Here is a 15,001-nt window from a genome sequence, read left to right on the forward strand (position 1 = left end):
ATTTGTTTTAGTACGTCAGTTCATTACATCTGTGCGTTACATTTATTCGTTACATCTAAGGGCAAATAACACCAACGGAGAGTTTAGTTACAGCCACATCCACCACCGGCAAATGCACGACCGCCGCTACTGCCTTCTTTACTAAAATAAATATGATCATCGAGTGCTAGGTCGAGCTTTTCACTGTCGAGCGCCATATCGCTGCGGGCCAACTGGCCTTTCTCCCACGGCTGCACTCCTAAACTTGAACATCCACTCAAACCTATGATGAGCGTTACTGCGACTAATGCGGGTTTAAGCATAAATTACTCCTTCAGTAAATTGACGAGTTTTTGCTCGTATTCAGCGGTTTTATCGGCATAAAAGCCAACATGATGCTGTACTAACTGACCTTGACGATTGAACATAAAACTGCTCGGCATGCCCAGCAAATCGAAACTGCGAGCGACATCACCTTCGGGGTTAAAACGCACTGAAAAATTGGCAGGGACTTGTTTTAAGAATTCCTGGGCTAACTCATTATCTGTATCTAAGTTGATAGCGACGACAGCTAATCCCTGATCTTGATACTTTTTTTGTATTTCATTCATCCAAGGAAACGATTTACGACAAGGGCCACACCAGGATGCCCAAAAATCGACATAGACGACTTTGCCTTTAAACTCACTCAGGGAAACAGCTTGGTTTTGCGCATTAAACACTTGATAGTCCAGCGATGGCGCGGCTTGTACGCCTGCGGCCAATAAACTGAGTAACAATAATATTTTCTTCATAGCATATTCCGCGTTAACGATTACGTTCGAATCTATTAACTGAATCTTAAGGTTTTCTTAAACAAGCTTATATAAGTTTAATTAACCTGCTCGCCCAGACTCACCACGCGAATGAACCATAGTCATCTGCATGGCCTTAATCACATGAGTGCTGATTAAGTGACCGATTTCATCCAAAATGGCAAATGTGAGACATTTTGTCCCATTAGAAAAAGTGAAATTAGATCTGCGTCATGTTAATTAAATGTCAAAATCAGTTCAGTCACATCTCTTAAAAATTCTTGATATACATCAATAATCTTTACACTCCAACGGCCTAAACTGACACTGTCAATTATGTAAACCCTTACCAATTTACATTTAAATAACAAAAAAGGTTGACCCATGGACACACATGCAGCCCTATATGAACAGGGAAAGGCGCGCTTAGATGCGTTACGCCAATTCGCTCCCCGTCAACAACAATCGCTGATAGAGAAAATGCAACAGCACGGCATTAGTCGCCGTGATTTTATGAAGTGGAGTGCCATGGTGACGAGCATGCTCGCATTACCCCTCCCCTTTAGTAACTTAGTAGCCGAAGCTGCCGAATTAGCCGATCGTGTACCCTTAATCTGGTTACATATGGCCGAATGTACTGGCTGCTCCGAATCTTTAATTCGTACCGATACCCCCAATCTAGACTCACTGATTTTCGATCATATTTCCTTGGAATATCACGAAACCTTAATGGCTGCAGCGGGTTGGCAAGCCGAAGAAAACCTCGAACATGCACTCGAAACCTACAAGGGCCGCTATTTACTGGCCGTTGAAGGGGCGATTCCGACTGCAAATAACGGCAGTTTCTTAACTGTGGGTTGTAAAGGCCACACAGGGTTAGAAATCATCAAGCATGCTGCTGAAGGCGCCGCCGCGATTATCTCTGTTGGCACTTGTGCGGCGTTTGGTGGGGTGCAAGCCGCTTATCCAAACCCAACGGGGGCGAAAGGCGTGCATGAAGTGGTCAGTAAACCCGTGATTAACTTAGGCGGTTGCCCACCGAGTGAAAAGAACATAGTCGGCACTTTGATGTACTTCATCATGTTCGGAAAATTACCTGCGCTGGATATGTTTAATAGACCTAAATGGGCTTACGGCGCACGGGTACACGATAACTGTGAACGCCGCGGTCGCTTCGATGCTGGTGAATTCGTTGAAGAATTTGGCGATCACGGTGCGAAAGAAGGCTACTGCCTTTATAAAGTCGGTTGTAAAGGTCCTTACACCTACAACAACTGCCCAACCGAGCGCTTTAACCATCACACTAGCTGGCCAGTACTCGCTGGACACGGTTGTATGGGTTGCTCAGAACCTAACTTCTGGGACGATATGGCTGACTTTGAAAAACCCCTTGGCCGTCAACTCCTCCATGGATTGGATGCGACCGCAGATACTATTGGTGCGGTGATTTTAGGCGCGACTGTGGTGGGCATTGGAGCCCATGCCGTTGCCAGTATTTTTGCCAAACCGCTGGAGGAATAACCCATGAGCAAGCGCGTTGTTATCGACCCTATCACACGTATCGAGGGTCACTTACGTATCGAAGTCGAAGTTGATGAAAATAACGTCATCAACAAGGCTTGGTCATCCTCCACACTTTGGCGCGGTATTGAAGTCATTCTCAAAGGCCGCACGCCTATGGATGTTGGCCTTATTGTGCAACGTATCTGTGGCGTATGTACCTATTCCCACTACCGCTGCGGTACTGAGGCGGTTGAAAATGCGTTAGGAATTCAAATTCCATTGAACGCAAGATACTTACGTTCATTAATGCAAACCTCTTTATACATGCACGACCATATTGTCCATTTTTACCATCTACACGGCTTAGATTGGGTTGATGTGGTTTCTGCACTGAGCGCCGATCCTGCTAAAGCGGCACAAGTTGCCCTGAAATACACAGACCATCCCATAGCGGCGGGTGAAGGTGATTTAAAAGCGGTACAAGAAAGAGTTAAAGGCTTTGTCGAAACGGGAAAATTAGGTCCATTTGCCAACGCTTATTGGGGCAATGGCACCTATAAATTTACCCCAGAGCAAAACCTTATCGCGCTATCTCACTACCTTAAAGCGCTTGAAGTACAACGTGTTGCGGCAGAGATGCTTGCCATTTTTGGTGGCAAATCACCACATCCACAATCCGTTGTTGTCGGTGGTGTGACTTCGGTGCGCGACATGCTCAGCCCTGCTCGCCTGCAGGAATGGAAGCAAAAACATGCGACAGTAACTGACTTTATTCTGCGTGCCTATCAAGCAGATATCGTGATGGCGGCCGAAGCCTTTGGAACTGAACCTAGCGTGTTGGGCGGCGTAAACGTGAAAAACTTCATGGCGACCGATGACTTTGTGTTAGCCAATGGCGAATACATGTTTAATCAAGGCGTGATCATGAATGGCGACCTTGCCGGCGTCAGTGATGTGAATCCAGATCTGATTGCCGAAGACGTCAGCCACGCTTGGTATAGCGCCGATGCGCCGCAGCATCCCTATGACGGTACAACGATTCCTAATTACACTGGTTTTGTTGAACGCGACACTGTCTACGGCAAATTGCCAACACTGGATGGTGATGGCAAATACTCATGGGTGAAATCTCCCCGTTATCAAGGTGAACCTGTCGAAGTGGGTCCACTCGCTTGCCTATTGGTGAGTTATGCCCGCGGTAACAAGGTGGTCGTGGATTCGGTCAATGGCCTGCTCGCTCGCACAGGTCTACCCGTAGCGGCTCTATTTACCACTTTAGGTCGCACTGCAGCCCGTATGTTACAGACAGTCATCGTCGCCCAAGAAGGGTTAAAAACCTTTGATGCGCTGCTGACGAATATCCAGTCCGATGAATCTACCTATGTAAAACCTAATATTGATCCAAATAAAGAGTATGTAGGTCACGCCATGATCGAGGCGCCACGCGGCATGTTAAGCCACTGGATCCGCATTAAAAATGGAGTGATTGAGAACTATCAAGCCGTGGTACCGACGACCTGGAACGCAGGTCCTGTGGATGCCAACGGTAAAATGGGTCCCTATGAAGCCTCTTTAATTGGCTTGAAACTGGAAGATCCTACTAAGCCCCTTGAGGTGATACGTATTATTCACTCATTTGACCCTTGCATGGCGTGTTCTGTACACGTGATGGATTTCAAAGGCCAAGCATTGAGCGAGTTCCGTGTCAGTCCCAATGGTCAATAATCGAGGGAGGGAACGCAAAATGAACCATTCTGCAACCCGCATTCGGACACTGATTTTTAGTCCGGCAATACGGATTTTCCACTGGCTCAGGGCACTATCAATTCTGGTGCTAGTGATCACCGGATTCTATATTGCTTGGCCGTTTCTTGTGGCGCCTGAAAGTACGGACGTACTCGTACAAGGCTGGATCCGCTTCGCTCATCTGATTTGCGGTTTTGTACTAACCGCAATCACTTTAGTGCGCTTCTACCTGTATTTTTTCAGCCGAAGCGACATTGAGCGGCGCTCATTTCGCGATGTGATGAGTGTAAAAAGCTGGATCACTCAGCTGAAATCTTACTTATGGATGGGACACTTACATAAAGCCGGTGTATATGGACCGCTGCAATTTGTGACTTATGTAGCAATCTCACTGGTCGCTCTTGTGATATGTATAACGGGTCTGGTGTTGTATGCCAATGTGTATCACCAAGGTTTAGGTGGCATGCTTTGGGGCAGCGCCGCTTGGATCACGGCACAAATGGGTGGGCTAGCACAAGTTAGGATTTGGCATCACTACCTCACTTGGGCATTTGTTATCTTTGTGGTTATCCACGTCTATATGGCGGTTTGGTCAGGGATACGCTTCAAACATAACTCAGTTGACTCGATTGTCTCTGGCTATGACTACCCAAAGCCAGACTCACACCACTAGGAGTCCAATGAAGATATTGCTACTCGGTATTGGCAATGTCCTGTACGCCGATGAAGGCATCGGCGTACATTTTGTCAATTATATAGCTGATAATTATCAGTTTACCCATGAGTCCCACCAGCTAACGCTGCTCGATGGCGGCACCTTGGCTCAGGGACTTATCCCTATTATTTGCCAATACGATTATTTAATCGTGGTCGATACAGTTAATGCCAATGGCGTTGAAGCGGGCGAAGTCTATTTCTTCGATTTTGATAAGGCGCCGAAGGAAATCGACTGGCAAGGCAGCGCCCATGAAGTCGAAATGCTGCAAACCCTCAATATGATGGAAATGGTTGGCGACAGGCCTAAAACCTTCGTGCTTGGCGTCACCCCAACCGTGCTCGAACCTATGGTGCTAGGCTTGACCCCTAAAGTCGCCGCCGCGGTACCTTTAATGGAATCAAGCTTGTTATCCCACTTAGCCTCCCTTGGGTTCACTGCGACGCGTGTTGCCGAGCATAGTATCGACTCACTGATCCCTGACTCTTATAAACGTGGCGTTACTACTGGTGAAAGTATATAGAAGATGAAAAACATCAGATTTGATTTTACCTGCTCACGTCAGGTGCCTTTGTATGCGTATTTATGTAATCAATATCTAAATTATGATGAGCTAAATATCAGCATAGGCTGTGATGGTCAACATAGCTCAGGTCAATATAGTGCTGGCCAACATGACTTTGGCCCTCAAAGCTATTTTATTGAAGCTCAGGGCGAGCAAAACCAACTAGAACAATTGGCCGATGCCATTGCCGCGGACTTTTTGATTTCCGCTTGGTTGATTGACTCTAGTATTAAAGTCATCGACGAGCCCCAAGGCAGTAAAACCTTACTGCCCTTTCCACAGTCTGGATCAAGCCCTGCCATAGTGCCTTTTTGCCAGCATTGTTATCCGTTGATTGGCGATAATCAGTCGGCTAAGTTTGGCACACTCGATTTAATTTGCCCTTGCTGCAAGGGCGAAACACAATTAACGTCCGCACAAAAAGCGTTAACCTTGTCAGATATTAAAGCCATGGCACAGGGACTGCTGACACAAGGCCCACTGACATTAGCGGCCGCCGATAATCTGCAACTTAGTCTGACACCGTTTGCTCAGCCCTTAAGCGAGCGGCCACAACTGTTAATTTGTAATCCCAATACGCTGAACGCCCATTTCTGTCTGAACGATGCGCAGGTGCTCGCGCTTTCGAGTATTGAAAAGCCGCTTATCTGCGCGAGACCCACGCAAGAACACGACAAACTCAGTGCGCCGCTGTACGACATTTGCTTTGCCTACAGCCGGGTGATTTTAGTACTCGCCGAAGTATTGCGGCAAAAAGGGATCGATTGGGTTTATATCCAAGGTAAGCATAATAGGCCGAAACTGACGTGGGTCGATGGCGCTTGGGCGCAAATTGCCAGCAAAGATTTAGGCTCAACACAGGTTCAAACCAAGCACTTTATCGCCCCAGAACCCTTAAGGGAAAAAGTCAGTTTTCACGGCTATCAAGCCCAATGGCAAGCGGCGAAACGTTCACGATCGCACCAAGGCGAACTGAGTGTGGCAGTATTGACTCAAGTACCGTCAAGTGAAGACAGTGATATTCATTGCACCAGTATGCTAAGCGATAATAATCAAAATACAGTCAACACAGAAAATCACACCCTTGCAGACGCAGCGCTATTCAGTGCGCTGCTCAACGGTAAGTTTACCAGTCATAAACAGACAAAAAATGCTGCGGTCATTTACTTAAGCCATACCCACGCCAGTCAAATTGTCACCTGCGATAATAAGGGCGACACTGAACTTTTCTTCGCCCTGCCCGAGCTACCCGATAACGGTTACGAAATCTTCCATCAACTGGACAGCAGTCCACAAAAAGCCGTAGCGCAAAAATTTAAGAGCCTGTTTCCCGAAGATTACCTAAAACTTTTAAGCCTAAAGCTTCACGGCAGACGGGACAACTTACAAAGCCTGTGGGCGATTGCAGCCATATTAATTGGCCTCAATACCCAAGAAGAGACTCAAAGCCAAGCAAGGCTAAGCGATGCACTCATGGCCGCCGCCATGCGCTACCACGGTGCTAATGCACCGCGTATCGATTATCCGCTGACCAAAGGTGAAGCCCACCGCAGCCTAAATTGGTGTAAAACCTTAGGCACAGTGTTAAGTTTTCGTATTGCGGGTAATGACGATCCGAGTCAGCTTGCCTTTGCGATGCAAGACTCGCTGGCGGACTATTTATCTAACTGGATCGAGCATATCGATTTAAATATCGGCGTGCACAATATAGCCTTAGCGGGCAATGAATTAATCAATGAAACCCTGTGCAAACGCATCAGCTTGCGCTTAGGCAAAAACTTTCCATTGGTGATCAATCGCAGCCTAGATTTAGACGGCGATAACTTAGCCGTTGGTGCACTTTACGTTAAGCAGCGACAACTAAATGCCCATGATTAGGAGGCCAAAAGTTAAGTCACAACGCATGAAGCCACATAGGCATAATAGTCGCCACAAAAAGCACAGTCACCTGCAGATAAAACGAAGGCTCGCGTTGGAATACCTTGTCCACAAGGGAGCCACGTTAAAGCGTTGTCAGTTGCACGTCACTGGCATAGTACAAGGGGTGGGATTTCGCCCCTTTGTCTATCGTTATGCCCTTGAGTTTCAACTGACGGGTACTGTGCTCAACAATGCCAAGGGCGTGACCATTGAGCTGCAAGGTAATGATGAAAACCTCACTCGCTTTATCACTGTACTCAATACCACTCCACCGCCACTCGCCCGTATCGACAATATCAGCCAAATACCACTGCCGATTTTATTAAGCGAAACCACGTTTGAGATTATAAAAAGCGACAGCCATGAGGACGATGACCCAAGTTCACCGATAGGTGCGCAGGTGGCGGTATCGGCAGATAAAAGTACCTGCCAAGACTGCATGAACGACATGCATAATCCTGATGACCGCCACTTTGGCTATGCCTTTACCAACTGCACTAACTGTGGCCCTCGATACACGATTATCAATGCTTTACCCTATGATAGGCACAACACCGCTATGGCCGATTTTGACATGTGTCCCGAGTGCGCCAAAGAATATCAAAACCCACTCGACCGCCGCTACCATGCCCAGCCCATAAGTTGCCCCGCCTGTGGCCCCAGACTCAGTTTAAAAACACCGCAAGGGGAATACATCCTTCCCAGTGCCTCAAATGTCAGCGCACCTGAATTGAGTACGGACCTTGCGGTACTGACAGCTGCGGCTGATAGATTACGCCAAGGGCAGATTCTGGCAATTAAAGGATTGGGTGGATTTCACTTAATCTGTGATGCCCGAAGTGACAATGCCGTCAACGCACTCAGGCTGCGAAAACAGCGCCAGGCCAAGCCGCTAGCGGTGATGATGGCGGATATCACCATGGCGCAGCACTATGTCACAGGGCCGGATGCCGAGTGGCGAGTGCTGAGTTCGCAGGAAAGGCCCATAGTGCTTATGAGCAGCCGAGCCGAACATGATCTCAGCTTAGCTGTCGCCCCCAATCTGAATAAACTCGGGGTATTTTTACCCTACACACCGCTACATCATTTGCTATTAGGTCTCTTCAAAGGGCCATTAGTTGCAACCAGCGCCAATGTTTCCGGTGAACCTATCATCACTGATTGTGATGAGCTTATTAGTCACTTAAGCCATGTGGTGGATGCGATAGTCGATCATAATCGGCCGATTATTAATGGCTGTGATGACAGTGTGGTGCAAGTGATCCAGCCGCAACTAGATTCCTCCGTAGAGTTGCAAGTATTGCGCCTCGCCCGCGGCTATGCACCGTTAAGTTTCCCCTTAGAGATACCGCTGACCCAATCGATTTTGGCCGTGGGCGCACAACAAAAAAATGCCATCGCCTTAGGTTTTGGCAATAATGTGTTTTTAAGTCCCCATATTGGCGACCTGTTCAGTGTCAGCGCCGAGCAATATTTTGAGCGCACTTTAGCCACTTTTGCTCGGTTGTATCACTTTACGCCAAATCTTATTATTCGCGATAAACACCCAGATTATGCCCCTTCGCGCTGGGCTGAAATGCACTCAAACCCGAGTATAAAACTCAGCGATACCCGTCAAAATCAATGTTTATCGGTGCAACACCACCATGCCCATGTGCTCAGCGTAATGGCAGTTAACCAATATCGAGATCCCGTATTGGGCTTTAGTTTTGACGGTACAGGGCTTGGCGACGATGGCAGTTTATGGGGCGGTGAAGTGCTATTAACTACGCTCGATAAAGCGCAGCGACTGGCCCATTTTGAGCCCATAGCCCTGCTAGGCGGCGAGCAAGCCATTAAGCAACCCGTGAGGTTGTTACTGGCATTATTGTTCGAGCAAATGAGCCTCGATGCTGTGCTCGCATTACAATTACCTATATTAAACAACATACGCCCAAACACCCTGGCTAACTTACATAAGATCTGGCAGAACGGCAGCGCGATAAAAACCTCCTCTGTCGGGCGACTGTTCGATGCCCTCGCCTGCGCCTTAGGTTTAATCGAAACCACACTGTTTGAAGGCCAAGCGGGCATGGCAATAGAAGCCGCGGCCAATCGCGCCGATGCATTAGCCCTTGAAGTCATTTCGCTTAACTTACCTCTTGACATCGACCAGTGGCGAAGCAGTGAGATGTTCAAGCAAGTTGTTGAATTGATTACAGCACAACCGCTAACAGACAATAGATGCTATGCCATCGCCCGCGCCTTTTTACACACCTTAGGTGATGCTATTTGTGATTATGCTGCCCAGTATCAACACCTCCCAACCGTGCTCTGCGGTGGCGTATTTCAAAATAAATATCTATTGGAATACTGCCTGAGCAAGCTCAGCGCCCAAGGAAATAAAGTGTTATCCAGTAAACAGATCCCCATCAATGATGGCGGCATCGCCCTAGGCCAACTTTGGTATGGCATTCATCAGAGTCAATAACCTTACTTATTTGATAACCCCTGATGTTCGCTCGCCATTTTTATCCCCATAAACCTGACGAACATCAAAGATCCGTAGCGCAATTTGTATCACACTCAACATTAGCGTAACCAAATTAACGATTCGTACATCAATCATTATTTGTCAGGCAAAGTCCTCGTACTCTGCCGATACAAGGAGAGGTAAAATGTGTAAAGACTGCGGCTGCTCCCTTACCCGCCACGACCATGATCATCTAGGCGCGCATGCCCATAGCCATGAGCATAATCATGACCATTCACATACTCATGACCATTCACATACTCATGAGCATAGCCATCAAGAGTTACACACAAATCCTCAGTTAAACGATAAAAAAACCTTGTCAGTCATCCACAAAATTTTAGATAAAAATGATGTCGAAGCTGGTCATAACCGTGCCCACTTTGAGGCACATAACATCACGGCCTTCAACATCATGAGTAGCCCAGGCAGTGGTAAAACCACCCTATTAGAAAATCTCAAAGAATACACGCAGCTCAACTATGCGGTGATCGAGGGCGACTTAGAAACCTCCCGCGATGCCGACCGCCTCATCGCTAAAGGCATTAAGGCCTATCAAATTCAAACGGGCAGCGCCTGTCACCTCGACGCCTTTATGGTGCACGGTGCCCTACATCATCTGCCGCTTGAAGGACTCGATATTTGCTTTGTCGAAAACGTCGGTAATCTCGTCTGCCCAGCCAGTTATGATGTGGGCACTCACAAAAATATCGTGCTGCTATCAGTGCCAGAAGGCGATGATAAGATTGAGAAATATCCTGTGATGTTCCGCCGCGCCGATGTAGTTTTTATCACTAAGTGCGATCTACTGCCCTATTTTGATTTCAAGATGGACGAAGCCAGAGCGCAGCTTAAAAAACTCAATCCAGCAACTCAAATTATTGAAGTCTCAATTAAAGACGGCGATTCCATACAGGCAGTAGCCGCTTGGCTTAAAGACAATATTCGAGGTGCACAATAATGTGCTTGTCCATACCTTCCCAAGTGGTGGCGGTCGATATTGAGCGCCAGAGCGTCACAGTCGACACCTTAGGCGTGCGCCGCGATGTCAGCAGTCATTTAATGAATGAGCCACTGGAAATTGGCGACTATGTACTTATCCATATTGGTTTTGTGATGAACAAAATTGATAAGGAAGATGCGCAGCAAAGCATTGATCTATACAAAGAAATCGTCACTAAGCTTGAAAATGAAGCCATACACTGACCATCAGCAGTGCAGGATTAAATCGCAAGGCGCCCCCCTATCGAGTGCACCGAGGAAAAAGCATGCTTGAACTAAAACACCTCTATCAAGGCTTTCGCGATCCCCAAACGATTGCCAATTTAGCACGGGATATTCAGTTAACCGCTAAATTGGTTAAGCAACAAATCAATATCATGGAAGTCTGTGGTGGCCATACTCATACGATTATGAAATACGGCTTGCTAGATTTACTGCCGGATAATATTGAATTTATCCATGGTCCTGGCTGCCCAGTGTGCATTATGCCTAAAGAGCGCATTGACCAAGCCGCGGCGCTTGCCTCCCAAGAAAATGTTATTCTTGTGACCCTGGGCGATATGATCCGCGTGCCCGGTTCTCAAGGCTCATTAGCCAGTTTTAGGGCCAAGGGCTGCGATATTCGCCCAATTTACGATCCCTTAGATACGCTCAAAATTGCCCGCGACAATCCCGATAAAACCGTAGTGTTCTTCGCCATTGGCTTTGAAACCTCAACCCCAATGACAGCAATTTTGTTACAACTGGCCGAACAAGAAAAACTCGAAAATCTACTATTTCATATCAATCATGTATTAGTGCCCCCCGCAATTGATGCCGTGATGCACGACCCAAAAGCGAGGGTCAACGCCTTTATCGGCCCAGCCCATGTGAGCGTGATCAGTGGCGCAAAAATCTATCGCAGCACAGTCGAAAACTATGGCACGCCCGTAGTGGTCGCAGGATTTGAGCCCGTCGATGTGATGGAGTCGATTTTACGGATTGTGCGCCAAAAAGCCGCGGGTAAAGCTGAGCTCGATATCCAATACAGCCGCGCAGTTTCACAGGACGGCAACCTCACGGCGCAGGCCAAAGTAAATCAATTCTTCAATGTCAGACCGCAATTTCGCTGGCGTGGACTAGGCCCAATCCCCAATTCAGCGCTGCAGCTTAAACCCGAATATGCCCACAGGGACGCCGAACTGCGCTTTAAAGACCGCCTACCTGTGAAGGAAATTGACGATCATAAAGCCTGCCAGTGCGGCGATATACTTCGTGGGCTTGCTAAACCAAAGGACTGTAAAGTTTTTGGCCGCGGCTGCAATCCCGAAACACCCTTAGGCAGTTGCATGGTCAGCTCCGAAGGTGCTTGCAATGCCTATTACCGCTATCAAGGTATCGATATCAAGGAACTACATCATGGCTGATACGCTTAAAGATAAATCCATTCAACTCAGCCACGGCGGTGGCGGCAAAGAAATGAATAAACTGATCCGTGATCTGTTTTTTGCCGAGTTTGATAACCCAATCCTTCGCAGCGAAGAAGACGCTGCCAAACTCGATTTGCACGGTGCCAACGCCTTTACCACAGACTCTTTCACCGTATCCCCTTTATTTTTTGCCGGTGGTGATATCGGCAAACTCGCCATCGCAGGCACAGTCAACGATCTTGCTATGATGGGCGCAGAACCTCAGTATTTGAGTTGTAGTGTGATCATCGAAGAAGGCTTTTCTATCAAGGATTTAACTACGATTGTCCGCAGTATGGCGAAAGAATTAAAACACAGTGGTGCACGGATTGTCTGCGGCGACACTAAAGTCGTACCCAAGGGGTGCGCCGATGGTTTATTTATTAATACCTCAGGCATTGGTCGTATCTTGCGTCCCAATATTTCCGCGGCGAATGTCACCGTGGGCGATGCCATTATTGTCTCCCGTGATATTGGCTGCCACGGTGCAGCGATTTTAATGGCGCGAGAAGGACTCACACTCGAATCGGCATTGCAAAGTGACTGCGCGACGCTCTGGCCGATAGTCGAGCAATTGATCGCCGCCAATATTCCCATTCATGCGATGCGCGATGCGACTCGCGGCGGCTTATCGGCGGTGCTCAACGAATGGGCTGTTGCCTCCAATGTTGGCATCACAGTGAATGAAACCAGTATTCCCGTCAGCGATGAAGTCAAAGGTCTGTGCGAACTCTATGGTTTCGAAGCCATGGATCTTGCCAACGAAGGCACTTTCATCCTCGCCGTTCCCAACGACATCGCCTTAGGTGCGCTCGAGATCATGCAACGCTTTGGGCGCTGTGAGCATGCAGCGATAATCGGCACTGTGAGTGATGATTTAGTGGGGAAAGTCGTGCTAAGAACACCTTGGAATACTAAACGTTATCTCGATCTTCCCCAAGGTGAACTGCTGCCAAGGATTTGCTGATGCACGAATATTCGATTGTGAGTGCCCTGATTGAGCAATGCGAACAGCACGCGCAGGCCAATCATGCCGATAAAATCACCCGAGTGGATATCAAACTGGGAGTCATGAGCGGGGTTGAACCTAGCCTGCTACAAACGGCCTTCGATACCTTTAAGCTCGATGGGATTTGCAAAGAAGCCCTACTCAATATGCAAATTCAGCCGCTAGTGATACTTTGCCAAGACTGCCAGACTGAATCCGTACTGAGTGAGCGCACGGTCGTCTGCCCTGCGTGTCAAAGCTTTCGTACTCGCGTACTCGATGGCGAAGATATGTTACTGATGCAACTTGAGATGGAACAGAACGAGGATTAATCATCCACGATACGCATTGTTAACGACAACGCTATTGATAAAACGCTCTATAAATAAAGAATGCTATCAATAAAGAACGCTCTTCAACACAAAAATGGCTTCGAGCACTTCGCGCTCAAAGCCATTTTAAACCACACTATTTCAGTCACGCTATATCAGCCGTAAATAGAAGCTTCACCCTCTGGGCGCGTCTTGAGAACGCGCAGGAACCACATATACTGCTCTGGGTAAGCTAAGATCACTTGCTCGACCACTTTGTTCAGTGCCAACGCCTCGTTTTCTTTGCCCACCATCTCTTCAGGCGCAACGGCCGCCATCACGGTGAGATCAAATTGGCGTGTCGCTTGGTTGTAGCCAATCTTTACTGGCAGCACTTGGGCATTACCCGCCTGCGCTAAACGCCCAACAACAGGTAGCGTTGCCTTCACTGTGCCTAAAAAAGGCGCAAACACGCTTTGTTCAGGACCTAAGTCTTCATCGGGAAGATAAAAGAAACTGTTACCGCGCTTAAGCTCAGCCAATAACGCCCGAATGCCCGCCTCGCGCATATACACATGGCCACCACAAATGCTGCGTACACGATTACTAAACCAATTGAATAAGCCGTTTTTATGGGCTTTGGCCATAGTCACCATAGGCAACTCAAGGTTAAGGCGTAAACCAGCATAATCAATTGGCCACACATGGGGCATGATAAAAATGATCGGCTGCCCCGCAGCCTGCGCTTTAGTCACATGCTCAAAGCCGATTAAATTGACTCGACGACGTAAATGCGCTTTTGAGCGCACCAGCAATTCGCCCTGTGCTAACAACACCAAAACGAAGTTTTGCACGTTCTCACGGATTAACACTTCAATCTCGGCGGAAGATTGTTCTGGAAAGCACGCCCTTAAGTTGGCTCTGGCAACGCTAATGGGCTTTTTGGCAATTGGCATCACTATTTTTGCCAATAATCTTGCAATAGGATCACGCAGCCATGCGGGCATGAGTCCGAAAATCACTAATAGACCAATCACTAACCAAGTGGCCCAGTATCTAGGGTGTAATAAGGCGAGTTTAAAACGACGGTCAAAATGTTTGGGCTGTCTTGACAAAGAATTCACCTCAGACAGTGGATAAAAACAATGGAGATATTGCACGAAAAAATAAACAGGAAAGCCACTCTCTAAGGAGTGGCTTTCCCATCAAACAAACGAAATTACTTACCCGTGTTTGCTGCTTCTACACGAGTTTTCAGCTTTTGGCCGGGACGGAAAGTCACGACACGACGAGCAGAAATTGGGATATCTTCGCCTGTTTTTGGGTTCCTTCCCGGTCTTTGATTCTTGTCCCTAAGGTCAAAGTTGCCAAAGCCAGATAACTTGACCTGCTCACCACTTTCAAGTGCGCCCCGAATCTCTTCAAAGAACGACTCAACCATCTCTTTGGCGACACGTTTGTTCATTCCGAGTGTTTCAAAAAGATGTTCTGCCATTTCGGCTTTGGTAAGTGCCATAC

General features: G+C 47.7%; 15 protein-coding genes. 11 read left to right on the forward strand and 4 right to left on the reverse strand.

Annotated elements, in window-relative coordinates; genetic code table 11:
* Window positions 1-83: 83 nt before the first annotated feature.
* On the reverse strand, window positions 84-302 hold the full coding sequence (locus L5L77_RS12215; protein ID WP_028760174.1) for a DUF4266 domain-containing protein: 219 nt from the start codon (window positions 300-302) through the stop codon (window positions 84-86).
* A gap of 3 nt (window positions 303-305) precedes the next feature.
* Window positions 306-773: a TlpA disulfide reductase family protein gene (locus L5L77_RS12220; RefSeq protein WP_263185155.1), complete on the reverse strand. Its 468-nt coding sequence runs from the start codon at window positions 771-773 to the stop codon at window positions 306-308.
* Between the two features lie 384 nt (window positions 774-1,157).
* On the opposite strand from L5L77_RS12220, the gene hyaA reads away from it, so the two are divergent.
* From hyaA to hypA, 11 genes are all read left to right on the forward strand, one after another.
* A complete protein-coding gene (gene hyaA / locus L5L77_RS12225) occupies window positions 1,158-2,294 on the forward strand; it encodes a nickel-dependent hydrogenase small subunit (protein WP_028760176.1) in 1,137 nt (378 codons plus the stop codon).
* Between the two features lie 3 nt (window positions 2,295-2,297).
* Entirely contained in the window at window positions 2,298-4,001 is a 1,704-nt protein-coding gene (hyaB, locus tag L5L77_RS12230; RefSeq protein ID WP_028760177.1) for a nickel-dependent hydrogenase large subunit, read from the forward strand.
* 19 nt (window positions 4,002-4,020) lie between these two features.
* On the forward strand, window positions 4,021-4,695 hold the full coding sequence (gene cybH, locus L5L77_RS12235; RefSeq protein ID WP_028760178.1) for a Ni/Fe-hydrogenase, b-type cytochrome subunit: 675 nt from the start codon (window positions 4,021-4,023) through the stop codon (window positions 4,693-4,695).
* Between the two features lie 7 nt (window positions 4,696-4,702).
* Window positions 4,703-5,260 (forward strand): HyaD/HybD family hydrogenase maturation endopeptidase, encoded by a 558-nt coding sequence (locus tag L5L77_RS12240; RefSeq protein ID WP_105252281.1) that lies wholly within the window; start codon window positions 4,703-4,705, stop codon window positions 5,258-5,260.
* A 3-nt stretch (window positions 5,261-5,263) separates the two neighbouring features.
* Entirely contained in the window at window positions 5,264-7,180 is a 1,917-nt protein-coding gene (locus tag L5L77_RS12245) for a NiFe hydrogenase (protein ID WP_263185157.1), read from the forward strand.
* A 94-nt stretch (window positions 7,181-7,274) separates the two neighbouring features.
* Complete coding sequence (hypF, locus tag L5L77_RS12250; RefSeq protein WP_263185158.1) at window positions 7,275-9,692, forward strand: carbamoyltransferase HypF; 2,418 nt, start codon at window positions 7,275-7,277, stop codon at window positions 9,690-9,692.
* A gap of 187 nt (window positions 9,693-9,879) precedes the next feature.
* Window positions 9,880-10,695 carry a hydrogenase nickel incorporation protein HypB gene (gene hypB / locus L5L77_RS12255; RefSeq protein WP_263185159.1) on the forward strand — a complete coding sequence of 272 codons (816 nt, stop codon included), beginning with the start codon at window positions 9,880-9,882 and terminating at the stop codon, window positions 10,693-10,695.
* Window positions 10,695-10,940 carry a HypC/HybG/HupF family hydrogenase formation chaperone gene (locus tag L5L77_RS12260; RefSeq protein ID WP_028760183.1) on the forward strand — a complete coding sequence of 82 codons (246 nt, stop codon included), beginning with the start codon at window positions 10,695-10,697 and terminating at the stop codon, window positions 10,938-10,940. Before hypB ends, L5L77_RS12260 begins: the two co-directional genes overlap by 1 nt.
* A gap of 62 nt (window positions 10,941-11,002) precedes the next feature.
* The gene (gene hypD / locus L5L77_RS12265) at window positions 11,003-12,142 is read left to right on the forward strand and encodes a hydrogenase formation protein HypD (RefSeq protein WP_263185160.1); all 1,140 of its coding nucleotides are present in this window, start codon (window positions 11,003-11,005) and stop codon (window positions 12,140-12,142) included.
* Window positions 12,135-13,151 (forward strand): hydrogenase expression/formation protein HypE, encoded by a 1,017-nt coding sequence (gene hypE, locus L5L77_RS12270; RefSeq protein ID WP_263138288.1) that lies wholly within the window; start codon window positions 12,135-12,137, stop codon window positions 13,149-13,151. Before hypD ends, hypE begins: the two co-directional genes overlap by 8 nt.
* Window positions 13,151-13,504 (forward strand): hydrogenase maturation nickel metallochaperone HypA, encoded by a 354-nt coding sequence (gene hypA, locus L5L77_RS12275; protein WP_168824038.1) that lies wholly within the window; start codon window positions 13,151-13,153, stop codon window positions 13,502-13,504. The genes hypE and hypA overlap by 1 nt, the downstream gene beginning before the upstream one ends.
* A gap of 155 nt (window positions 13,505-13,659) precedes the next feature.
* Here hypA and lpxM read toward each other — a convergent pair whose 3' ends face one another.
* Together lpxM and ihfA are read right to left on the reverse strand one after the other, a co-directional pair.
* Window positions 13,660-14,598 (reverse strand): lauroyl-Kdo(2)-lipid IV(A) myristoyltransferase, encoded by a 939-nt coding sequence (gene lpxM / locus L5L77_RS12280; RefSeq protein ID WP_263138287.1) that lies wholly within the window; start codon window positions 14,596-14,598, stop codon window positions 13,660-13,662.
* A gap of 104 nt (window positions 14,599-14,702) precedes the next feature.
* Window positions 14,703-14,999, reverse strand: coding sequence for an integration host factor subunit alpha (ihfA, locus tag L5L77_RS12285; protein WP_006081370.1), 297 nt, complete (start codon window positions 14,997-14,999; stop codon window positions 14,703-14,705).
* Window positions 15,000-15,001: the final 2 nt, after the last annotated feature.

This window comes from Shewanella sp. SM29, assembly GCF_025654245.1.
Lineage (GTDB): Bacteria > Pseudomonadota > Gammaproteobacteria > Enterobacterales > Shewanellaceae > Shewanella > Shewanella oncorhynchi.